The sequence below is a fragment of the Streptomyces sp. NPDC093260 genome (assembly GCF_040683715.1).
GTDB lineage: Bacteria > Actinomycetota > Actinomycetes > Streptomycetales > Streptomycetaceae > Streptomyces > Streptomyces sennicomposti.
This window is the reverse complement of the sequence record NZ_JBFBEK010000024.1, coordinates 15,876-35,991: the sequence shown is the minus strand read 5'-3', so window position 1 is coordinate 35,991 and position 20,116 is coordinate 15,876. Positions and strand designations below refer to the sequence as shown.

Here is a 20,116-nt window from a genome sequence, read left to right as displayed (position 1 = left end):
GGCGCCCCCCGGGGGGAAGCGGCCCCAAGGGACGAACTCCGGGGGACGTCCGAAGGGGCACCCCTCAAGGGGTGAGCGGCCGCGCCCTCAGGCGATCCGCTCCCCCGCCGCCCGCAGGGCGTCCACCGCCGCGCGGATCGAGGGGCGGCGGTCGGCGTCGGCGCGCCACACGGCGTAGACGTGCCGACGTACCGTCTGCCGCACGGCGACTGTCCGCACCCCGGCGGGCAGCGGCCCCCGCCCGAGCCGCGGCGCGACGCACACCCCCAGGCCCGCCGCGACCAGGGCGAGCTGGGTGGCGTGCTCCTGCGCGCGGTGGGCGATGCGCGGTTCGACGCCCTTGGAGCGCAGGGTGTCCAGCAGCCACTCGTGGCAGAACTCGGCCTCGGCCCAGGTGATCCAGTCGTCGTCGGCGAAGTCCTCCAGGCCAGCCTCGGCGCGGTCGGCGCAGGGGTGCGTGGCGGGCAGGGCCACGTCGGCGGGGTCGTCGAGGATCGGCGCGCGGGAGAGACCCTCGGGCACCGGCAACGGCTTGTTGTACCAGTCGAGGACGAGGGCCAGGTCGACGTCGCCGCGCTGCACGGCGCGCAGGGCGGGCGCGGGCTCCATCTCGGTGGTGGTGACGGCGAGGCCGGGGTGCCGGGTGCGCAGCTCGCGCAGCGCCAGCGGGAACAGGCCGCGCGCCGCGGTGGGGAACGCGCCGAGGCGCAGTTCGCCGACGACCTGTCCGCGCCGGGCCTCCAGATCGGACTGGGCGAGCTGGACCTGGGACAGGATGCGTGCCGCGTGCTCGGCGAGCAGGCGACCCGCGTCGGTGAGGCGGACGCCCCGGCCGTTCCTGGCCAGGAGCTGCTGGCCGACCTCGCGCTCCAGCTTGGCCATCTGCTGGGAGACGGCCGAGGTCGTCACGTGCAGCCCGTCGGCGGCGCCGCTGACCGAGCCGTGCCGGGCGAGGGCGTCGAGGGTGCGCAGGCGCTCCAGGTTCAACATGTAAGCGATGCTACGAGATATCGCGCGCGAATTCTCGATTGTGCTACGAGGTCGGTGCCGTGCATCGTACGACCATGAGCACCACGACCGCCTCCTCACCGTCCGCCCCAGCCGAATCCGCCGAACCGGTCGGACCAGTCGGGCCCCGCCTGCACTGGCGGGTCCGGTTCGCCTTCCTCGCGCTGGTGTGGGGCTTCAGCTTCCTGTTCATGAAGGTGGGCACACGCGGCTTCGCTCCCTTCCAGGTGACGCTGGGGCGGCTGGTGTTCGGGACCGCGGTGCTGGCGGTGGCGATGGCCGTGAAGCGGGAGCGGCTGCCGCGCGGTGCCCGCACCTGGGGTCATCTGGCGGTCGCGGGGTTCCTGCTCAACGCGCTGCCGTTCTCCCTGTTCGCGTACTCGGAGCTGACGATCCCGTCCACGCTCGCCGGCATCTGCAACGCGACCTCGCCGCTGTGGGGCATGGCGCTCTCGCTCGTCGCGCTCTCGGAGGACCGCCCGACCCGGGTGCGGGTGGCGGGGCTGGGCCTCGGCTTCCTCGGGGTACTGACGGTGCTGGGCGCGTGGCAGGGCTTCCACGGCCTGGACGCGGGCGGCACGGCGATGGCCCTGCTGGCCTCGCTGAGCTACCCGGTCGGCTGGATCTACGTCCGCCGCACCCTGGCCGGTTCCACCGAGTCCCATCTGTCCCTCACGGGCGGGCAGTTGCTGCTGGCCACGGTCCAGCTGGCCGTGGTCACACCGCTGTTCACCAGCCTGCCGAGCCGTCTGGAGTCGGGTCCGCTCCTCGCGATCGCCGCGCTGGGTGCGCTGGGCACCGGCGTCGCGATGCTCGTCCAGTACGGCCTGGTCGCCGAGGTCGGGCCGACCACGGCGCAGATGGTCACCTATTTCGTCCCGGTCATCGCCGCCGCGGCGGGCGTCGCGGTGCTCGGCGAACACCTGGGCTGGTCCACCCCGGTCGGCGCGGTCGTCGTCCTGGCGGGCGCGGCGCTGACCCAGGTCCGGCTCGGCAGGGGCGGCCGCCCGGGCCGCACGCCCCTGGGGAAGGCCGCCGCCGGCGCCCTGCGGGAGGAGTCCGACGGGACCGCACCGGCGTCGGCCTCGCCCGTGGCGGAGGCCGCTCCCCGGTCGGCGCCCTCGGCGCCGGGCCGCGCCGCGTAGGGGGACCACCGCACAGGTCGCTGCTCCCAGGAGGTCCGCCGGAGCCCCGGTGCAGGCCGCCCGCCACGGCGGTGGGCCGGGGACCCTCGCCGTCGCGGCCGCCGGCCGTCGTCCCCGCGTCGGCGAGGCGCGACCGCAAGACGCAACCGATGGGCGCACCCGGTGGCCGCGTCCGCTACACGTACCCCCGCGCGGGCGCGGGTCCCAGCGCCGCGGCCACCGCGTCCGCCAGCCGCTCGGTCTCCTCGCCCCGCAGCGTCGAGACGGTGATCCGGATTCCGGGGGGCGCGCCCAGCCGGAAGCGGGCGCCGGGGGCGACGGCCCAGCCGGCGTGCAGCAGCCGGGCGACGGCCCCGGTCTCGTCCGGCACGGGCACCCACACGTTCATCCCGCTGCGGCCGTGGGCGGCGACCCCGCGCTCGGCCAGCGCGCCGATCAGCGCCTCGCGCCGTCTGTCGTACTCCGCCGGCGCCCCACGCGCGGCCGGCACGTCGTCCGCCCACAGGCGCGCGACGGCCCGCTGGAGCAGCAGACTCACCCAGCCCGCGGCCAGCCGCTGTCTGCCGCGGACCCGGTCGACGGTGACCGCGTCCCCGGTGAGGACGGCGAGGCGCAGGTCGGGGCCGTAGGCCTTGGCGACCGACCGGACGAAGGCCCAGTGCCGGGTGACCCCCGCGAGCGGGCACAGGGGGACGTCGACGATGCCGTGGCCGTGGTCGTCCTCGATGAGCAGCGTCTGAGGATGCTCGCGCAGCACGGCCCGCAGGGCACGCGCGCGCGTGGCGCTCACCGCGGCGCCGGTCGGGTTCTGCGCCCGGTCCGTGACGATCAGCGCGCGTGCGCCGCCCGCGAGGGCGCGGCGCACCTCGTCGGGCAGGGGCCCCTCGTCGTCCACCGCGACGGGCACCGTGCGCAGCCCCAGGGCCGGCGCCAGATCGAGCGTGCGCCCCCAGCCGGGGTCCTCCACGGCGACCGTGTCGCCCTGCTTGAGATGGGCCGTGAGGACCCGCTCGATCGCGTCCAGTGAGCCGGACAGCACGGCCAGCGGCCCCTGCGGCACTCCGTCGGCGTCGAGTTCGGCCCGGGCGGCGCGCTGCAGCTCCGGGTCGACGGGCGTGTCCCCGTACAGGACGGGCTCGCGGTCGGCGCGGGCCGCCGCCTCGGCGAACGCCGGTCCCAGCGGCGGCAGCAGCGCCGGGTCCGGATTGCCCGCCGACACGTCCCGCACGCCTTCCGGCACGTCCACGCGGATGTGGTCCCGTCCGGTGGTGGCGGGCGCGGGCCGCACCCGGCTGCCCCGGCGCCCGGCGGTCTCGATGACCCCGCGCTCGCGCAGCACCCGGTACGCGGCGGCGACGGTGTTCGGATTGACCCCGAGCCGGGTCGCCAACTCCCGCATGGGTGGGAGCAGTTGCCCCGGTTCCAGGTCTCCGCTGCCCACCGCGCGTTCGACGCTCGCGGCGATATCCGCCGCGCGCCGCCCCTCGATCCGATATCCTCCTAGCACAAAGCAGATTATGCACTAGTGCAATGGAGACCGCAATGCAGGGCACCCAGCAGCCGACACCGCCGTCCGGCGCCTACACCCCGACCGACCGCACCGTGCCCACCCGCTCCCCCAAGCGCGCGTCCTACGACAAGGAGCTGGTGCACGCGATACTCGACGAGGGCTACGTCTGCCATGTCGGCTTCGTCCGCGACGGCGCGCCCGTGGTCCTCCCGACGCTGTACGGCCGGGTGGGCGAGCGGCTCTACGTGCACGGCTCGACGGGCTCGCGCCCCCTGCGCATGGCCGGCCAGGCCGATCCGGGGCTGCCGGTGTGCCTGACGGTCACGCACGTCGACGGCCTGGTGCTGGCCCGCTCGGCTTTCCACCACTCGATCAACTACCGCTCCGTGGTGGTGCACGGCATCGCCCACCAGGTCACCGACCCGCAGGAGAAGCGGACCGCGCTGGACGCGCTGGTGGACCATGTGGTGCCGGGCCGGGCCGCCGACTCGCGCCCCGCCAACGCCAAGGAACTGGCGGCGACCGCCGTGCTCCGCATCGACCTGGCCGAGGTCTCCGCCAAGCTGCGCACCGGCGGCGTCAACGACGAGCCCGAGGACCTCTCCCTCCCCCACTGGGCGGGCGTCGTCCCGGTCGACCGGAGGTACGGCGCTCCGCTGGCCGACCCGGACCTGGCCCCCGGCACGGAGCTGCCGGACTACCTCAGGGCGCTGTGATGCTCGTCCACCCCTGGGACGCGCCCCGCGAGGGCGCGGAGTGGCAGCGCTGGCTGGCCGAGCACGACTTCGGCCAGCTCGCCGTGAACGGCCCGCCGGGCGAACCGCCGTGGGTCCAGCCGCTGCACTTCGCCTACGACGCCGGCCGGGGCGAGGCCGTCACCCACCTCGCCCGCCCGAACCCCCTGTGGCCCGCCGTCGCGGCGCGTCCGGAGGTCCTGCTGAGCGTGGTCGACGACTACGTGTTCGTACCGGGCCCCTGGCAGGCGGAGCCGCACACCCCGCCGGAGCACGGGGTGCCGACCAGCTTCTACGCCGCCGTCCAGCTGCGCTGCACCGCCCATGTCGTGGACGACCCGGCCGAGAAGGCCGAACTGCTGAACCGGCAGCTCGGCCACTTCCAGCCGGACGGCGGCTCGGCCCGCGCGGCGGTGGGGGAGGCCCCGTACGGCCGGCAGCTGTCCGGCATCCGCGGTCTGCGCCTGGCGGTGACCGGCGTGCGCGCCAAGTTCAAGTACGGCGGCAAGCGCTCCACCGAGGTGCGCGCCGGGATGGCGGACCACCTGGCCGAACGGGACGGCCCCCGGGACGCGGCGGCCCGGGACCACCTGCTCCGCAGGCAGGACGTCTGACGCGGAGCCGGTCTCCCCCGCGACCCGGACCGCACCGGCGCGGCCCGGACCGGCGGACGGCAGGGCCCTCCGGTACGGGCCGGACCCCGCGACGGCGGGACGGTGGGGTCCGCCTCAGACGAGGGCCGGCTCCGCCGGTACCGCACGCGCCCCGCGGGCCTCCGCCACGGCGAGGCCCGCGACCGACCCCAGCATCAGCGCGGTGCCGGCCAGCGTCGCCGGCGTCAGCCGCTCGCCGAGCAGGGTCACCGCCAGCGCGGCGGCGCTCACCGGCTCCAGCAGCATGATCACGGACACGGTGGCCGAGCGGACCACGGCCGCGCCCGCGAAGTAGAGGGCGTAGGCGAGAGCCGTCGGGATCGTGCCGATGTAGCCCAGCAGCCACAGTAGCCGGACGGGGTCGGCGGCGTGCGGGACCAGCCCCTCCACCAGCGCGAACGGCAGCAGGCAGACACTGGCCACCGCGAACGCGCCCACGGTCGTGGCGGAGTTGTCCGTCCCGCCGTCCCGCCCCCACCAGCGGGTCAGCAGCGTCATCACGCTGTAGCCGGCCGCCGACGCCAGGGCCAGCAACACGCCCCACGGGCGCACGGTCGCGCCGCCGCTGCCGAGCACCAGCACGGCCAGCCCGGCGAGCGCGCCGACGACAGCGGTCAGCCCGGACCGGCCCAGCCGCTCGCCCAGGGCGATGCGCGCGCCGAGGGCGATCAGCACGGGTCCGGCGCCGAGGGTGACCACGGTCGCGACGGCGAGCCCGGTGGCCTGGACCGCGGCGAAGTAGGCGGTCTGGAAGACGGCGAGGCCGACCCCGGTGGCGCCGGCGCGCAGCAGCCGCCGACGGGCCGGTACGGCCGCGGCGGTGCGGGCGCGCGGCCGCAGCAGGCGGGCGGCGAGGAGGAGGACGACGCCGATCGCGCAGCGCCAGAAGGACAGGGCTGACGGACCCATGTCACTGGCCCGGTAGACCAGGGAGGCGGCGGCGCCCGCGGTGCCCCAGGCGGCGCCGGCGACGGTCAGGTAGAGGAGGCCACGCCCGATGGGCAGGCCGGAGGAAGTGTGCGACACGAGTTCTCTCCGCAGAGGTGCAGAAGTTCGGAAACGGCCGGCCCCGGTCGGGCGGGGCGGCGGACTTCTTCTGCGGGCAGCACGGCTCGGCCCGGCGAGACGCCGGGCAGGTCACCGGAGGGCCCGCCTCAGGCGGCCGGAGGCGGGAGAACGAGTGCGCGTGCGTGCATGATCGCCACTTTATGCCGCCGTTCCGCGTGCCGACAACTCCTGCTCCGCCCGGTCGCCGCCACGTGCCACGGGCTGAGCGGACCGTTCGGCGGGAGCCGAGGACTGCGCGATGAACGCGCCCAGCAGGACGACGGCGCCGCCGGCGATCTGCGGGGCGGACAGGTGCTCGCCGAGCAGCACCCAGGCCAGGACCGTCGCGATCACCGCTTCCAGGCACGCCACGACGCCGGCGACCTGCGGCGAAAGGCGGCGGACCGAGAGCACTCCGGTGACGTAGGCGAGGACGGTGGCGACGAGCACGATCCACAGCAGCAGCACGACGGCCGGGACCGGGGTGCCGTTCATCTGCGCGGTATGGGCGAGCACGGACCAGCGCATGCCCCAGGGGCGGGCCACCGCGGTCAGGACGGCGGCGCCGACGAGCAGGCCGTAGGCGATGACGCCCAGCGGGTCCGGGGCCCGGTCGCCCGCGTCGCCGCCCTGGTCCGACAGGACGAAGTAGCCGACCTGGCAGCAGGCGGCGCCGAGGGCGAGCAGCAGTCCGAGGGCGTCGAAGCTCAGCCCGGACCAGACCTCCACCACGCACGCGAGTCCGCCGGCCGCGAGGACCACGCCGAGCGCGGCGGCACGGGTGACCGGCCGCCGCTGCACGAACCGGACCCAGCCGAGGACCAGGGCCGGCGCCAGGTACTCCACGAGGAGGGCGACGCCGACGGGGATACGGGAGAGCGCGGCGAAGTAGCAGGCCTGGACGCCCGCCACGGCGAGCAGGCCGAACCCGGCGAGCAGGGCGGGACGGGTACGCGGCAGCGCGCGGTGGCGCACGGCGAGCGGCAGCATGACGAGGGCGGCACCGGTGACCCGCAGCCACACCACGTGCAGCGGGTCGAGGCCCGCCTCGATCAGCGGCTTGGCCGCGACGCCGGAACCGCCGAAGGCGAGCGCGGACACGAGCGCGAGACCGAGTCCGACGCCCTTGCCGGAGTGGCCGTGACTGATCGCAGACGTACGCATCGGCACATGATGACAGGCGATGACATGACCGTCATCCCCCATAGCTGCTGTCTCACCGGCTGGACCCGGGACGGTTCCTCAGCAGGCGGCCCGGGCGTCCCCGGCCCGCTCCTCCGGGAGGTCCCCGGCATCGCCCGAGAGCCGGGCGGCCGCCTCGCGGGCGTCGATCCCGGCACGGGCGAGGACCTCGACGGCACGGGCCTCCGGGTCGAGGAGGAGCCCGGCGAGCAGGTCGACTCCCCCGGCCGGTCCGCCGCCCCGCCGGGCGGCCCGCTCGCGGGCGTGCACGAGCGCTGCCGAGGCCAGGGGGGAGCGGCGGTCCGGGCCGGCCGCCCCCGCACCGGCCGCCCCCGCGCGCGCCGAGTCGGTCGCGTCCGTGTCCGTCGCCGTGTCCGTCACCACCGGCAGGGCGCCGGAGTCCTCCACGGTGGACTGCCAGCGCAGGCCGTAGCCGATGCTGCGCTGGACGAGGTAGCCGAGCAGCCGCGCGATCCGCGGGCCGCCGCCCACGGCGGCGCGCACCTCGGGGTCGGACTCCAGGAGCGTGTGCAGCAGATGGGCGGTGTCGGTCTGCCGGTCCCCGTCCCGGACCGCCCGCCGGCGCGCGGCGGCGAGCACCGCCGCCAGTTCGTCGCTGAGTCCCGCGGTGTCGTCCGGAAGGCGGTCGTCCTGGTCGTGGGCCGACTGCCCGGGGATACGGTCGTGCACGTCTCCCACCCCATCAGTCTCCCGGGCTCCGGTCGTCCCCGGCGGGAACCATTCGCGCCTCCCACGAGGAGTGGACCCGGCCGGGCGGGATCTCCTCCTCACGGAGGAGATCCCGATCCGCCCGGCGACCGGCGTCCGCGTCGGCCCAGCGGATCAGTCCTCGTCGGCGAGGATCAGGTACAGCTTCTTGCGGGCCTCGTTGATGACGGCGAGGGCCTTGTCGCGCTGCTCCTTGGTGCCGGTCTTCCAGACCTGGCCGAAGGCCTCCATCAGACCGAAGCCGGCCTGGCGGATCTCGCCGAGGGCCTCCCAGTCGACTCCCCGCGAGGCCTCCTCCCAGGGGGCGTCCGGGCCTTCGTCGGCGGCGGCGCGGCCCGCCTCGGTGAGCGCGAACAGCTTCTTGCCGCCCTCGCTCTCACTGGCGATCAGGCCCTCGTCCTCCAGCAGTTGCAGGGTGGGGTAGACCGAGCCGGGGCTGGGCTTCCACGCACCGCCGCTGCGCTCGGCGATCTCCTGGATCATCTCGTAGCCGTGCATGGGGCGGTCCTTGAGGAGCGCCAGGATCGACGCCCGTACGTCGCCGCGCCGCGCCCGGCCGCGCGGTCCGCCGCGCCCCCGCCCGCCCCAGGGTCCCGGGAAGCCCGGGCCGAATCCGGGGCCGCCGGGGCCGAAGCCCGGTCCGCCGCCCCGGCCGCCCGGCCCCCCCGGCCCGAAGGGCCCGAAAGCCGCGCGCCGTCCGTCGAAGCCGCCGAGCCCTCCGAAGCCGCCCCGGTGACCGCCGTGCCGCTGTCCGTGTTCGGGTCCGTGGGAACGCATCACAACCACTCCATTCCATCGGTGACCTGTCGCGATGCTTCAACGATATATCGGGACACTACTTACGACAACCCCTCCCGACCTGCTCCGTCACCTGGCCGGGATGACGAACGGACCGGGAGACACAAGCAGCGGGCCGCCGACCTCACGATCGGCGGCCCGCTGGACCCTGACGAACCGCGCCCTCAGTCGAGGCAGAACTCGTTGCCCTCGACATCCTGCATCGCCAGGCACGACTCGTTCTCCTCGTCGGCCGGCAGCAGGCGCACCCGCACCGCGCCGAGCGCGACGAGTCGCGCGCACTCCGCCTCCAGCGCGGCGACCCGCTCCTCCCCCACCAGGCCGGTGGCGACCCGTACGTCGAGGTGGACCCGGTTCTTGACGACCCTGCCCTCGGGAACGCGCTGGAAGTACATCCGCGGGCCCACCCCGGAAGGGTCCGTGCAGGTGGCCCACTCGCCCCGCCGCTCGGCCGGCAGCGAGTGCTGGTACTCGTCCCACGAGGCGAACCCCTCGGGCGGCGGCGGAGCGACGTACCCCAGCACCTCGCACCAGAACCGGGCGACGCGTTCGGGGTCCGCGCAGTCGAAGGTGACCTGGAACTTCTTGATCGACGGCATCGGCTCACCGTAGCGGGCGCGCTCCCCGCCGACAGCTGGTTTTCCCCGTAGCCGGAACCACCGCGCCTTGCAGGCCGCCGACGTGCGATTGGCCTTGGCACCGCACTCCGGACGCCCCCTACCGTCTGGGCATGCGCATTCGAATCGTCGACGCCTTCACCGACCGTCCCTTCGCCGGCAACCCCGCGGGGGTGCTGCTCCTCGACGCCTTCCCCGACGACGACTGGCTCCAGAACGTGGCGCTGGAGGTGAACCACGCCGAGACGGCCTTCGCCCACCGGCTGCCCGAGGGCGCGGAGGCCGACTGGGCGCTGCGCTGGTTCACGCCCGCCACCGAGGTGGCGATGTGCGGGCACGCCACCCTCGCCACCGCCCACGTCCTGCACACCACCGGCACGCACACCGGCCCGGTGCGCTTCGCCACCCGCAGCGGCGTGCTCATCGCCACGCCCGCCGACGACGGCTCGATCACCCTGGACTTCCCCACCGCCCCGCTCACCGCCGTCGAGGTGCCCGACGGGGTCGCCGAGGCCCTGGGCGCGGAGCCGTTCACCGCCTTCGACACCGGTCCGAGCGTCGGCGACCTGGTGGTGGAGCTGGCCGACGAGAAGACGGTGCGCGGTCTGACCCCCGACCACAAGGCGCTGGCCGCCTACTCGACGCGGGGCCTGATCGCCACCGCCCGTGCCGAGGACCCGGCCCGCGGCTACGACTTCGTCTCGCGCTGCTTCTTCCCGAACGTGGGCATCGACGAAGACCCGGTCACCGGCAGTGCCCACACCGCGCTCGCCCCGTACTGGTCCGAGCGCCTGGGCCGCCCCGACCTCACCGGCCTCCAGGCCTCCCCGCGCTCCGGACGGGTCCGCACGGGCCTGCGCGGCGATCGCACCCTGCTCACCGGCTGCGCGGTCACCGTCATCGACGGCGAGCTGCGCGCCTGACGGTCCACTCGTCACGCTGTCGGCAGCCAGCCCACCTTGCCGGCCAGCACGGCGTAGCCCACGAACGCCCCGATGTCGAGCAGCGAGTGGGCGACCACCAGGGGGCCGACCCGGCCCCACCGCCGGTACAGCCAGACGAAGACCACGCCCATCGCCATGTTCCCGAGGAATCCGCCGACGCCCTGGTAGAGGTGGTACGAGCCGCGCAGGACGGAACTGGCCACCAGCGCCGTCCCCGCGGACCAGCCGAGCCGGTCCAGCCGGCGCAGCAGGTAGCCGACGACGATCACTTCCTCCAGGACCGCGTTCTGCACGGCGGAAAGGATCAGCACCGGGTACTTCCACCACACCGGCGGCAGCGCCTCCGGCACCACCGTGAGGTTGAAGCCGAGGCCGCGGGCGGCGAGGTAGAAGGCGATCCCGGTGCTGCCGATCACCGCCGCGATCGCGGCCCCGCGGCCGAGGTCGGGCCAGGGGCGGGTGCGGTCGAAGCCGAGCACGCGCAGGCTCTGCCCCTCGCGCAGCAGGAGGTGCGCGACCAGGGCGACGGGCACGAGGGCGGTGGCGATCCCGAAGAGCTGCCAGGCGAGGTCGAGCCAGGGGCGGCCGGGCGCGGCGGACGCGTTGAGGGTGGCCGCCTGATCCTTGAGGCCGCCGGGTTTGGTGACCGATCCGATGAAGCTGATCAGGGCGGACACTCCGCTCGCCCCGAGCGAGAGCGCCAGGACGAGCAGTGTCTCGTCGCGCAGGATCCTCCGCGACAGCTCCTCGCGCGGCAGGGCGCCGCCCCCGGGCCCCGCCTCCGTCTCAGCCTGCACACCGGCCTCCCGTACCACCGTCGTCGGAGGTCACAGCTTGCCCGATCAGCCCGGCGCGAGCACGGCCGACCCCGGCATGCGCCCGCGCCGCGCATCCCCGGGCCGCCCGCACGCACAACGGGACCACGGGCAGCGGGTTCGGACGGACGGCGGCCGGACTGATACGGCACACGGACGACGCCTGGGGCCGTCCGGCGGCACACCGCTCCCGGTCCCCGGCCGCGGAAACAGCGGACCGAGGCAGGAGCCGGGAGCGGTTCCGCGAACCGGTCGCACCCTGAAGCGGGAGCCACCCCCGCGGGGCATACTGCTCACAGGCACAAGCGCCCCCCGAGCAGGAGCGAAAGCGCCCCTGAGCGCGGGAGCCGTCCTCAGCCGAGCGGCACCGGCGCCGGCAACCCCGCCGGCCAGGTGTGCACCGGCTCGCCGAGCTGCATCAGCTCGCAGTAGCGGCGGGTCGTCGCGGCCAGGGCGGCCTCCCGGTCCATGCCCTTCTCCAGGGCGCGGTGGAAGGTCGCGGCCTGCCACTGCGCGCCGTTGGTGCGGCGGCGGCACCGCTCCTCGATCACGCCGAGGTACAGGTCGCGGTCGGCCCGCTCCACTCCCCAGGCGGTGAGTCCGGCCTCGGCCAGCGGCAGCAGTTCGTCGCGGACGAGGGTGACGGCGTCGACCTCGGCCGTACCGGAGTGGCGGCCGCGCCTGGGCCAGGTGAAGCGGGCGTCGATGCCGTGCCGGCAGGCGGCCTCGAAGTTGGCCGCCGCCGCCTCGAAGGGCAGCCGGGTCCACACGGGCCGCGGTTCGTCGGCGAGGGAGCGGACGAGGCCGTAGTAGAAGACGGCGTTGGCGACCACGTCGGTGACGGTCGGTCCGGCGGGCAGCACCCGGTTCTCCACCCGCAGATGCGGGACGCCGTCGGCGATGTCGTAGACCGGGCGGTTCCAGCGGTAGATCGTGCCGTTGTGCAGGACCAGCTCGGCGAGTTTCGGGACGCCTCCCTCGGCGAGCACGTCGAGCGGGTCCTCCTCGTCGCAGATCGGCAGCAGCGCCGGGAAGTAGCGCAGGTTCTCCTCGAAGAGGTCGTACGCCGAGGACACCCAGCGCTCGCCGAACCAGGTGCGCGGCCTGACGCCCTGCGCCTGGAGCTCCGGCGGGCGGGTGTCGGTGGACTGCTGGAAGAGCGGCGGCCGCGACTCGCGCCACAGCTCGCGCCCGAACAGGAAGGGCGAGTTGGCGCCGACGGCTATCTGCGCGGCACTGGCCGCCTGCGCCGCGTTCCACACGTCCGCGAACCGGTCGGGGGTGACCTGGAGGTGCAGTTGCACGGAGGTGCAGGCGGCCTCGGGAACGATCGACTTCGAGGTGCACACGAGGTGCTCCACCCCGTCGATGTCGAGCGCGAAGTCCTCGCCGCGGGCCGCGACGATCTGGTCGTTGAGCAGGGTGTAGCGGTCGACGTCGGAGAGGTTGGACGAGACGAGGTCGTCCCGGCCCAGGGTCGGCAGGATGCCGATCATCGCAATTCCCGCGTCCACCTCTCCGGCTTTTCGGTCGGCATATGCCAGTGACGTCCTCAGTTCCTCGGCCAGCCGGTCGAATACCCGGCCGCCGAGCCGATGGGGGGCGATGTTGACTTCCAGGTTGAACATCGCGAGTTCGGTCTGGAAGTCACGGCTGGCGATGCGTTCCAGCACTTGTGCGTTGAGCATTCGGGGGAGCCCGTCGGGGCCCACGAGATTCAATTCGATCTCCAGCCCCATCAGATTCTTCGGCCGGTCGAACCGCTTCTCCTGCAGCAGCCGCTCCAGTCCCGTCAGACACCGCCGGAGCTTGTCGCGGTAGCGGTTGCGATCGGACAGGTCGAACTGGCCTGCCACGACCTTCTCGCCCATGCAGCGTCCCTCCTTGCTCGGGCGGGCCGGAGATCGGGCCGCCGGGTCATGGTCAGGTGGGATGATGCCCCGCCATCGCGATCGATAACGTCCCGCAGCCGCCGGGCACCGACTACTCTGAAGCTGTATGACCAGAGGCACATTCACGGGGCATGGGGCGTCCAGCAGTTTCGGGTACCCGGGAGGCCTCGTGAAAAACGCCGACGGCATCCGGCCGTCCACCGTGCGGACGCGGCCCGAGGTCACCGCGGTGCGGCCGTCGGGAAATCGGGATGATTCCCACGAATCTCCGGCCGAATAGAGACTTGCTGTTCACCTGGGAAACAGCTAGCCGAAACACCACCTGAACATTTGTCGTATAAACTCTGCACCACGGCAGAAGGTAGGCTCCCGCCGCCCCGGACCCTGCAGCCAGGGCCGAATGCGGCATGCCACGCTCCGCATCCCCCACTCGTCCACCGGGACCGGCTCCGCCCCCTCCTGCCCGAGAGCTGACAGCGCCGTCCGCCCCACACCCCGCCCTCGCGCCACCGTGCCTGTCGAATGAGAGGCGACCCACCATGCCGTTGCACATCCCCCCGGCTCCCGCCGCCGCACTGCGCTCCGTCCTCACGGCGCTCGATTCCCCCACCGCGCTCCGTGAGGCCCCGACCCCCGCCCTGCGCGCCGCCCAGGGCCCCGCGACACCCGAACTGCCGCTGCCCGTACACGTCCTCGACCACATCGGCGACGACGGGGCGTCCGAGACCCGGCTGGCCGGTTGGCGCTTCCTGATCCGCAGCGGCGAGCACGCGGTGGCCGCGGCCGAGACCATGCTGACTCCGGACGGATGGACCTTCTCGCACTTCTTCGAGGGGCCCTACGTCACCTCCACCGAGCGTGCGCTGCGCCAGGCGGAGACCATGAGCCAGCCCTACCAGCCGCGCCTGCTGTCGGTGCCCAGCCTGTACATGCTGACGCTCTGGCTGCACGGCGACATAGGCGGCGACGGCACCGGCGGGCACCCGGCCGCCACCGATCTCCTGGTCCCGCTGGCGCCGGCCCCGCCCGGCATACCGGCGCACGTGCCGCACCGGGTCGCGGATCTGCTGCCGGTCCTCACCCACCGGGTGTCCCCGGTGCGGCTCCTGGGGTCGCCGGCCTGACCTCGACGCCTCGGCAGACACCGCGTGCCCCGTCGCCGGAATTGCCGGCGGCGGGGCACGTCGTCGCGGCCGATCACCGCTGCCGGGCGCCGATGACGAGCGGCAGCGGTGATCGTCATAGACGCTCGGCAACAGTGATCGTCATGGGCGACCGGTATCGCGACCGTGGTAATTCGCTCATGCGAGCCGCAGTTCACTCCCCTGAGCCGCACCGGGGCCGAATATGCGGGCGAACCCGCCCCGACCACCCGCCGCACCGACCGGACTAGTCACCTTCGGTCACCTCGAACCACCCGAAGTGACAGTGCAGTTGAGGTGAACCGCTCGCACGGGTGACGCGTCTTGAACCTTTGAGAAGCGGTGCCGCGAAATCCCTGCGGAATCACGTCCGCGGGACAACACTGGTTCCAGTCCGACTTATCAAACGGGGGGCGGCCATGCAGAATGCCAGCAGCCGCGGGACGGACACGACGACCATCCCGGACCACACAGCAGAGCGAGAGATCCCACCCATGTGCCAGCACCAGCCACCGTGCCCGTCAGCCGACTCCGCCGACCGGGAATCCGCCCGTCTCGTGGCGCACCACCCGGAGCAGGGCTGGAGCCTGCTGTGCAACGGCGTCCTGCTCTTCGAGGACACCGGTGAGCTCCTGCCGGACGGCCGCGTCATCGCCCCGCACCGGCCGCTGGACGCCGACCGCGTGGTGACCGCGGCCTGAGCAGGACGGACGGTCCGCCCCGGCGCACCGTCCCGGAACCACGAGGGGCCGGCCCGCACACACCGTGCGAACCGGCCCCGACGCATGTCCGCGGCCTCCCACTCCCCGCACTCACCCGATGACCGAGCCGCAGGCGGCCGACGGACGGACCGCGCGGAAGGACGGCCGCGCGGGTGCGGGGGTGCGGGGCGGCAGGGACACGGCCATGCTGGACGGAGGGCCGCGGCGACTCTTAACGGAAGATTGACGTCCGCTCGGCCCGGTAACCGTGGGTCCGGGCGTCACTCTCTGCTTACGCTGGTGCCCCGTTCGCACGAAGGCCCGATCCCACCGAGCCGTACTTCAGGAGCAGGGCCCATGGCCACCACCGATCACCCTCCCAGTCGCCTGCGCGCGTGGATGCTGGAGGGCCTGTCCGACATGGGCAAGGGCGTGCAGCAGGCGCCGCACGCGGCGCCCGAGCCCCCGCACCAGGGCCAGCGGTGGTGGCGGGTGATGTGCCTGACCGGCGTCGACTACTTCTCCACCCTCGGCTACCAGCCGGGCATCGCCGCCCTCGCGGCCGGCCTGCTGTCGCCCGTCGCCACCCTCGTCCTGGTCCTCGTCACCCTCGCCGGCGCGCTGCCCGTCTACCGCAGGGTCGCCGAGGAGAGCCCGCACGGCCAGGGTTCCATCGCGATGCTGGAACGCCTGCTGTCGTTCTGGCAGGGCAAGCTGTTCGTCCTGACCCTGCTCGGCTTCGCCGCCACCGACTTCCTGATCACCATCACCCTGTCGGCCGCCGACGCCTCCACCCACCTGGTGCAGAACCCCCATCTGACGAGCGCGCTGCACGACCACCAGTTGCTGATCACCCTGATCCTGCTGGCGCTGCTCGGCGCGGTGTTCCTCAAGGGGTTCCTGGAGGCGATCGGCGTCGCGGTCGTGCTCGTCGGCGTCTACCTCGCGCTGAACGTGGTCGTGGTGATCACCGGCCTGTGGCACGTCGCCACCGCGGGGCACCTGGTGACCGACTGGACCGGCGCCCTGACCACCCAGCACGGCAATGTCTTCGCCATGGTCGGCGTGGCCCTGCTGGTCTTCCCCAAGCTCGCCCTGGGCCTGTCCGGCTTCGAGACCGGCGTCGCCGTCATGCCGCATGTGCAGGGCGACCCGGGCGACACCGAGGAACGGCCGGCCGGCCGGATCCGGGACACCAAGAAGCTGCTCACCACGGCCGCGCTGATCATGAGCTGCTTCCTGATCGCCACCAGCCTCATCACCACCCTGCTGATCCCGGAACACGAGTTCCAGCCCGGTGGCAAGGCCAACGGACGCGCGCTGGCGTATCTGGCGCACGACTACCTCGGGAACGCCTTCGGCACCGTGTACGACGTCTCCACCATCGCCATCCTGTGGTTCGCGGGCGCCTCCGCGATGGCCGGACTGCTCAACCTGATGCCGCGCTACCTTCCCCGCTACGGCATGGCCCCGCACTGGGCCGGTGCGGTACGGCCGATGGTGCTCGTCTTCACCCTGATCGGGTTCCTGGTCACCTGGATCTTCGACGCCGACGTCGACAAGCAGGGCGGCGCGTACGCCACGGGCGTGCTGGTGCTGATCAGCTCCGCGGCGATCGCGGTGACCATCGCCGCCCGCAAGGCCGGGCAGCGGCACTGGACCATCGCGTTCGCGGTGATCTCGGCGGTGTTCCTCTACACGACCGTCGCCAACGTCATCGAGCGCCCCGACGGCGTGAAGATCGGCGCCTGCTTCATCGTCGGCATCATCGTCGTGTCGCTGCTGTCCCGCCTCGCCCGCGCCTTCGAACTGCGGGTGACCAGCGTGACGATGGACCCGATGGCCGAGCGCTTCGTCCGCGACATCGCCAGCCGCCGGATCCGCTTCATCGCCAACAAGCCCGGCCGCCGCGACAAGGCCGAGTACCACGACAAGATCGAGCAGATCCGCGCCGACAACGAGATCCCCGGCACGGAGGACTTCGTCTTCGTCGAGGTGACGGTCACCGACCCCTCGGAGTTCGAGGCCGATCTGAAGGTGCGCGGCGAGGTGCTGCACGACCGCTACCGCGTGCTCTCCCTGGAGTCGTCGTCGGTGCCGAACGCGCTGGCCGCGCTGCTGCTGGAGGTCCGCAGGACCACGGACCGCATCCCGCACATCTACTTCGAGTGGACCGAGGGCAACCCGTACCGCAACTTCCTGCGCTTCTTCCTCTTCGGCCAGGGTGAGGTCGCCCCGGTCACCCGGGAGGTGCTGCGCGAGGCGGAGCCGGACCGCGCCAAACGGCCCCGGGTGCACACCGGCTGAGCCGTCGCGGCGCGCCCGCGCGGACCCTGCGTCCAGCCCGTACGGCGATGGCCCTATCGTGACCGGCATGCAGTCCTACACGATCGGCCAGGCCGCCCGCCTGCTCGGCGTCAGCCCCGACACCGCACGCCGGTGGGCGGACGCGGGCCGGGTGGCCACCCACCGTGACGAGAGCGGACGGCGGCTCGTCGACGGCCGGGACCTCGCCGCCTTCTCTGTGGAGCTGGCCGCTTCCGGCAGCGAGGAGGACCCCTCCTTCACGTCGGTCCGCAACGCCTTCCCCGGGATCGTGACCGCCGTCAAGCTCGGCGACGTGGCCGCGCAGGTGGAGATCCAGTCCGGCCCGCACCGGCTGGTCTCCCTGCTGACGCGCGAGGCCGTCGAGGAGCTCGGGCTGGAGGTCGGCATGGAGGCCACGGCCCGGGTGAAGTCGACGAACGTGCACATCGACCGGGCGTAGCCCGTCCGGCGGCCGCGTAGCCCGTCGCCGGGGACCCGTCACGGCCTTGGGCCGTCGCGCCCGTACGCGTCCCAGGCCGACGCGGCCACCCCGAACCCGTCCACACAGATCACCCTGATGCCGCTGACGCAGCGCGCCCCGCAGCGGTCCTGCCGGAGGACCGGCTGCGGACCGGGCCCGTCGAGCGGGGCGCCCTTCATGGCCACGGCCAGGAGGACCGGGCCGGTGGCGAAGTCCGGGGCGATCTCCGCCCAGGAGAGCAGCGTGCGGTGCCCGTCGGCGCCCGCGACCGCGATCAGGAAGCGCAGCCGGTCCTTGCGCCGCGTCGAGGACGGGCCGGGCATCGGCCGGCACGTCGTACAGCCGCGGGCCGGCGAAGCGGTGGCGGCGCACCCCGCTGGGGGCGCACTCGAAGCTCATCCGTGCCCGGCGCTGCGGCCGGTCCGGCAGACAGGGCACGGTCGGGCGCGCGGGCCGGGCGAGGTCACCGGTCAGCACGAACTCCGCGAGCGGCACGGCCACCACCTCCGGGGGAGGCCGTCCCCGCAGACAGGGCCGTATGAACGCACATGCGGCCCCGAAGTCACAGAACAGCAGCTCATGCGAAGCGACAGGTGACTTAGCCCTCGCATTTGCGGCAGTATCATCGCCGCACGGCCCCGCACGGTCGTGCCCCCAGGCACGACCGCCTTCTTCGTGCACGACCAGAGGAGCAGATCCCTGATGACCCGTTCAGTGCGCTGGACCCGGACCCTGCGGGCGGCCGGTGCGGGAGCGGCGGCGCTGCTGGCCCTCGGCGCCTGCTCCGCCTCGGACGACTCCTCCGACAGCTCCTCCTCGCCGTCCGCCGGCGCCTCGGGGGCGTCGAAGCCGTCCGGCACGGTGACCGTCTTCGCGGCGGCCTCCCTGAAGGAGAGCTTCACGACGCTGGGCAAGGAGTTCGAGCAGCGGCACCCGGGCACCGAGGTGGCCTTCAACTTCGGCGGCAGCGACACCCTCGCCGCCAGCATCACCAGCGGCGCGCCCGCCGACGTGTTCGCCGCCGCCAGCGCCAAGACGATGAAGACCGTCACGGATCAGGGCGACGCGGTCGGCACGCCCGCCACCTTCGTCCGCAACCAGCTGGAGATCGCCACACTGCCCGGCAATCCCGACGAGATCGCCTCGCTCAAGGACCTCACCAAGTCCGGTCTGAAGGTCGTCCTGTGCGACAGGACGGTGCCCTGCGGCGCCGCCGCCCGGAAGGCCCTGGACGCGAGCGGCCTCGAGCTCACCCCCGTCTCCTACGAGCAGGACGTCAAGAGCGCCCTGACCAAGGTGGAGCTGAAGGAGGCCGACGCGGCCGTCGTCTACAAGACCGACGTGCACGCGGCAGGTGACAAGGTGGAGGGCGTGGAGTTTCCCGAGTCGGCCAAGGCCGTCAACGACTATCCGATCGCCCTGCTCAAGGGCTCCCACAACACCGAGGCGGCCAAGGCGTTCATTCAGCTGGTGCGGTCCGCCGAGGGCCAGAAGGTCCTGAACGAGGCCGGGTTCCTCAAGCCGTGAAATCCGTGGTCCGGGCCGACGAGACCGGCGCCGTCACCCCGCAGCGCGGGTCACGGCGCCGCCGTGGCGTGCCGGGGGTGCCGCTGCCCCTGCTGCTGCCCGCCCTGGTGGGTCTGGCGTTCCTGCTGCTGCCGCTGCTCGCCCTGCTGATCCGCGCCCCCTGGCGCGACCTGCCCGACCAGCTGAGCAGCACCGCGGTGTGGCAGGCGCTCCAGCTGTCCCTGGTCAGCGCCACCGCGGCCACCGCCGTGAGCCTGGTGCTGGGCGTCCCGCTGGCCTGGCTGCTGGCCCGCACCGACTTCCCCGGCCGCGGTTTCGTCCGGGCCCTGGTGACGCTGCCGCTGGTGCTGCCGCCGGTGGTCGGCGGTGTGGCGCTGCTGCTGGCGCTCGGGCGCAACGGTGTGGTCGGACAGTGGCTGGACTCCTGGTTCGGCGTCACCCTGCCGTTCACCACGGCCGGTGTGGTGGTCGCGGAGGCGTTCGTGGCCATGCCGTTCCTCGTCATCAGCGTAGAGGGCACGCTGCGCGCCGCCGACCCGCGCTACGAGGAGGCGGCCACCACCTTGGGCGCGTCCCGCTTCACCGCGTTCCGCCGGGTCACCCTGCCGCTGATCGCGCCCGGGATCGCGGCGGGCGCCGTGCTGGCGTGGGCGCGGGCGCTCGGCGAGTTCGGCGCGACGATCACCTTCGCCGGCAACTTTCCCGGCCGTACCCAGACCATGCCGCTCGCGGTCTACCTGGCGCTCCAGGACGATCCGGCCGCGGCGATCGCCCTCAGCCTGGTGCTGCTGGCGGTGTCGATCGCGGTCCTGGCCGGTCTGCGGGACCGTTGGATGACGGCCTCCTCGTGACCGGCGGCCGCCGGGCACCCCGGACGACCCCCT

General features: G+C 73.6%; 19 protein-coding genes and 1 pseudogene. 10 read left to right on the top strand and 10 right to left on the bottom strand.

Going from position 1 to position 20,116, the window contains the following annotated elements; translation table 11 throughout:
- Positions 1 to 87: 87 nt before the first annotated feature.
- A complete protein-coding gene (locus AB0N63_RS26425; protein ID WP_365532283.1) occupies positions 88 to 990 on the bottom strand; it encodes a LysR family transcriptional regulator in 903 nt (300 codons plus the stop codon).
- Between the two features lie 74 nt (positions 991 to 1,064).
- Between AB0N63_RS26425 and AB0N63_RS26420 the strand changes: the two genes are divergently transcribed.
- Complete coding sequence (locus AB0N63_RS26420; RefSeq protein WP_365532280.1) at positions 1,065 to 2,153, top strand: DMT family transporter; 1,089 nt, start codon at positions 1,065 to 1,067, stop codon at positions 2,151 to 2,153.
- 175 nt (positions 2,154 to 2,328) lie between these two features.
- Here the strand turns inward: AB0N63_RS26420 and AB0N63_RS26415 are convergent, their stop codons facing one another.
- Positions 2,329 to 3,660: an aminotransferase class I/II-fold pyridoxal phosphate-dependent enzyme gene (locus AB0N63_RS26415; RefSeq protein WP_365532278.1), complete on the bottom strand. Its 1,332-nt coding sequence runs from the start codon at positions 3,658 to 3,660 to the stop codon at positions 2,329 to 2,331.
- A gap of 35 nt (positions 3,661 to 3,695) precedes the next feature.
- On the opposite strand from AB0N63_RS26415, the gene AB0N63_RS26410 reads away from it, so the two are divergent.
- Positions 3,696 to 4,379, top strand: a complete 684-nt coding sequence (locus tag AB0N63_RS26410; protein WP_365532479.1) for a pyridoxamine 5'-phosphate oxidase family protein — start codon at positions 3,696 to 3,698, stop codon at positions 4,377 to 4,379.
- Positions 4,379 to 5,011, top strand: a complete 633-nt coding sequence (locus tag AB0N63_RS26405; protein ID WP_365532275.1) for an FMN-binding negative transcriptional regulator — start codon at positions 4,379 to 4,381, stop codon at positions 5,009 to 5,011. Before AB0N63_RS26410 ends, AB0N63_RS26405 begins: the two co-directional genes overlap by 1 nt.
- 114 nt (positions 5,012 to 5,125) lie before the next feature.
- Here the strand turns inward: AB0N63_RS26405 and AB0N63_RS26400 are convergent, their stop codons facing one another.
- From AB0N63_RS26400 to AB0N63_RS26380, 5 genes are all read right to left on the bottom strand, one after another.
- Positions 5,126 to 6,076 (bottom strand): EamA family transporter, encoded by a 951-nt coding sequence (locus AB0N63_RS26400; protein WP_365532272.1) that lies wholly within the window; start codon positions 6,074 to 6,076, stop codon positions 5,126 to 5,128.
- 180 nt (positions 6,077 to 6,256) lie between these two features.
- The gene (locus AB0N63_RS26395) at positions 6,257 to 7,261 is read right to left on the bottom strand and encodes an EamA family transporter (RefSeq protein WP_365532269.1); all 1,005 of its coding nucleotides are present in this window, start codon (positions 7,259 to 7,261) and stop codon (positions 6,257 to 6,259) included.
- A gap of 78 nt (positions 7,262 to 7,339) precedes the next feature.
- Positions 7,340 to 7,969 (bottom strand): Clp protease N-terminal domain-containing protein, encoded by a 630-nt coding sequence (locus AB0N63_RS26390; RefSeq protein WP_365532266.1) that lies wholly within the window; start codon positions 7,967 to 7,969, stop codon positions 7,340 to 7,342.
- A 153-nt stretch (positions 7,970 to 8,122) separates the two neighbouring features.
- Positions 8,123 to 8,785, bottom strand: a complete 663-nt coding sequence (locus tag AB0N63_RS26385) for a PadR family transcriptional regulator (RefSeq protein ID WP_365532263.1) — start codon at positions 8,783 to 8,785, stop codon at positions 8,123 to 8,125.
- A 185-nt stretch (positions 8,786 to 8,970) separates the two neighbouring features.
- Positions 8,971 to 9,405: a VOC family protein gene (locus AB0N63_RS26380; RefSeq protein WP_365532261.1), complete on the bottom strand. Its 435-nt coding sequence runs from the start codon at positions 9,403 to 9,405 to the stop codon at positions 8,971 to 8,973.
- Positions 9,406 to 9,536: 131 nt separating this feature from the next.
- Between AB0N63_RS26380 and AB0N63_RS26375 the strand changes: the two genes are divergently transcribed.
- On the top strand, positions 9,537 to 10,346 hold the full coding sequence (locus AB0N63_RS26375; protein WP_365532258.1) for a PhzF family phenazine biosynthesis protein: 810 nt from the start codon (positions 9,537 to 9,539) through the stop codon (positions 10,344 to 10,346).
- An 11-nt stretch (positions 10,347 to 10,357) separates the two neighbouring features.
- Here the strand turns inward: AB0N63_RS26375 and AB0N63_RS26370 are convergent, their stop codons facing one another.
- Together AB0N63_RS26370 and AB0N63_RS26365 are read right to left on the bottom strand one after the other, a co-directional pair.
- The gene (locus AB0N63_RS26370; RefSeq protein ID WP_365532255.1) at positions 10,358 to 11,164 is read right to left on the bottom strand and encodes a type II CAAX endopeptidase family protein; all 807 of its coding nucleotides are present in this window, start codon (positions 11,162 to 11,164) and stop codon (positions 10,358 to 10,360) included.
- Positions 11,165 to 11,535: 371 nt separating this feature from the next.
- Positions 11,536 to 13,053, bottom strand: coding sequence for a glutamate-cysteine ligase family protein (locus AB0N63_RS26365; RefSeq protein WP_365532252.1), 1,518 nt, complete (start codon positions 13,051 to 13,053; stop codon positions 11,536 to 11,538).
- A 560-nt stretch (positions 13,054 to 13,613) separates the two neighbouring features.
- Here AB0N63_RS26365 and AB0N63_RS26360 point away from each other — a divergent pair.
- The 4 genes from AB0N63_RS26360 (at position 13,614) to AB0N63_RS26345 (ending at position 17,684) form a co-directional block, all read left to right on the top strand.
- Positions 13,614 to 14,198, top strand: a complete 585-nt coding sequence (locus tag AB0N63_RS26360; protein WP_365532250.1) for a hypothetical protein — start codon at positions 13,614 to 13,616, stop codon at positions 14,196 to 14,198.
- 512 nt (positions 14,199 to 14,710) lie between these two features.
- Positions 14,711 to 14,917 (top strand): DUF5999 family protein, encoded by a 207-nt coding sequence (locus AB0N63_RS26355; protein ID WP_365532247.1) that lies wholly within the window; start codon positions 14,711 to 14,713, stop codon positions 14,915 to 14,917.
- Between the two features lie 357 nt (positions 14,918 to 15,274).
- A complete protein-coding gene (locus AB0N63_RS26350) occupies positions 15,275 to 17,224 on the top strand; it encodes an amino acid transporter (RefSeq protein WP_365532244.1) in 1,950 nt (649 codons plus the stop codon).
- A gap of 67 nt (positions 17,225 to 17,291) precedes the next feature.
- Positions 17,292 to 17,684 carry a helix-turn-helix transcriptional regulator gene (locus tag AB0N63_RS26345; RefSeq protein WP_365532241.1) on the top strand — a complete coding sequence of 131 codons (393 nt, stop codon included), beginning with the start codon at positions 17,292 to 17,294 and terminating at the stop codon, positions 17,682 to 17,684.
- 38 nt (positions 17,685 to 17,722) lie between these two features.
- Here AB0N63_RS26345 and AB0N63_RS26340 read toward each other — a convergent pair.
- Positions 17,723 to 18,209 (bottom strand): annotated as a pseudogene (locus tag AB0N63_RS26340) (hypothetical protein).
- Positions 18,210 to 18,407: 198 nt separating this feature from the next.
- Here AB0N63_RS26340 and modA point away from each other — a divergent pair.
- Both modA and modB read left to right on the top strand, forming a co-directional pair.
- A complete protein-coding gene (modA, locus tag AB0N63_RS26335) occupies positions 18,408 to 19,232 on the top strand; it encodes a molybdate ABC transporter substrate-binding protein (protein ID WP_365532239.1) in 825 nt (274 codons plus the stop codon).
- Positions 19,229 to 20,083 carry a molybdate ABC transporter permease subunit gene (modB, locus tag AB0N63_RS26330; RefSeq protein WP_365532237.1) on the top strand — a complete coding sequence of 285 codons (855 nt, stop codon included), beginning with the start codon at positions 19,229 to 19,231 and terminating at the stop codon, positions 20,081 to 20,083. Before modA ends, modB begins: the two co-directional genes overlap by 4 nt.
- The last annotated feature ends 33 nt before the right edge of the window (positions 20,084 to 20,116 follow it).

Bases quoted from the DNA above. Each gene is read 5' to 3' on its own strand.
- AB0N63_RS26425 (WP_365532283.1), bottom strand. From the start codon at position 990: ATGTTGAACCTGGAGCGCCTGCGCACCCTCGACGCCCTCGCCCGGCAC.
- AB0N63_RS26420 (WP_365532280.1), top strand. From the start codon at position 1,065: ATGAGCACCACGACCGCCTCCTCACCGTCCGCCCCAGCCGAATCCGCC.
- AB0N63_RS26410 (WP_365532479.1), top strand. From the start codon at position 3,696: ATGCAGGGCACCCAGCAGCCGACACCGCCGTCCGGCGCCTACACCCCG.
- AB0N63_RS26405 (WP_365532275.1), top strand. From the start codon at position 4,379: ATGCTCGTCCACCCCTGGGACGCGCCCCGCGAGGGCGCGGAGTGGCAG.
- AB0N63_RS26395 (WP_365532269.1), bottom strand. From the start codon at position 7,261: ATGCGTACGTCTGCGATCAGTCACGGCCACTCCGGCAAGGGCGTCGGA.
- AB0N63_RS26385 (WP_365532263.1), bottom strand. From the start codon at position 8,785: ATGCGTTCCCACGGACCCGAACACGGACAGCGGCACGGCGGTCACCGG.
- AB0N63_RS26380 (WP_365532261.1), bottom strand. From the start codon at position 9,405: ATGCCGTCGATCAAGAAGTTCCAGGTCACCTTCGACTGCGCGGACCCC.
- AB0N63_RS26375 (WP_365532258.1), top strand. From the start codon at position 9,537: ATGCGCATTCGAATCGTCGACGCCTTCACCGACCGTCCCTTCGCCGGC.
- AB0N63_RS26365 (WP_365532252.1), bottom strand. From the start codon at position 13,053: ATGGGCGAGAAGGTCGTGGCAGGCCAGTTCGACCTGTCCGATCGCAAC.
- AB0N63_RS26360 (WP_365532250.1), top strand. From the start codon at position 13,614: ATGCCGTTGCACATCCCCCCGGCTCCCGCCGCCGCACTGCGCTCCGTC.
- AB0N63_RS26355 (WP_365532247.1), top strand. From the start codon at position 14,711: ATGTGCCAGCACCAGCCACCGTGCCCGTCAGCCGACTCCGCCGACCGG.
- AB0N63_RS26350 (WP_365532244.1), top strand. From the start codon at position 15,275: ATGGCCACCACCGATCACCCTCCCAGTCGCCTGCGCGCGTGGATGCTG.
- AB0N63_RS26345 (WP_365532241.1), top strand. From the start codon at position 17,292: ATGCAGTCCTACACGATCGGCCAGGCCGCCCGCCTGCTCGGCGTCAGC.
- modA (WP_365532239.1), top strand. From the start codon at position 18,408: ATGACCCGTTCAGTGCGCTGGACCCGGACCCTGCGGGCGGCCGGTGCG.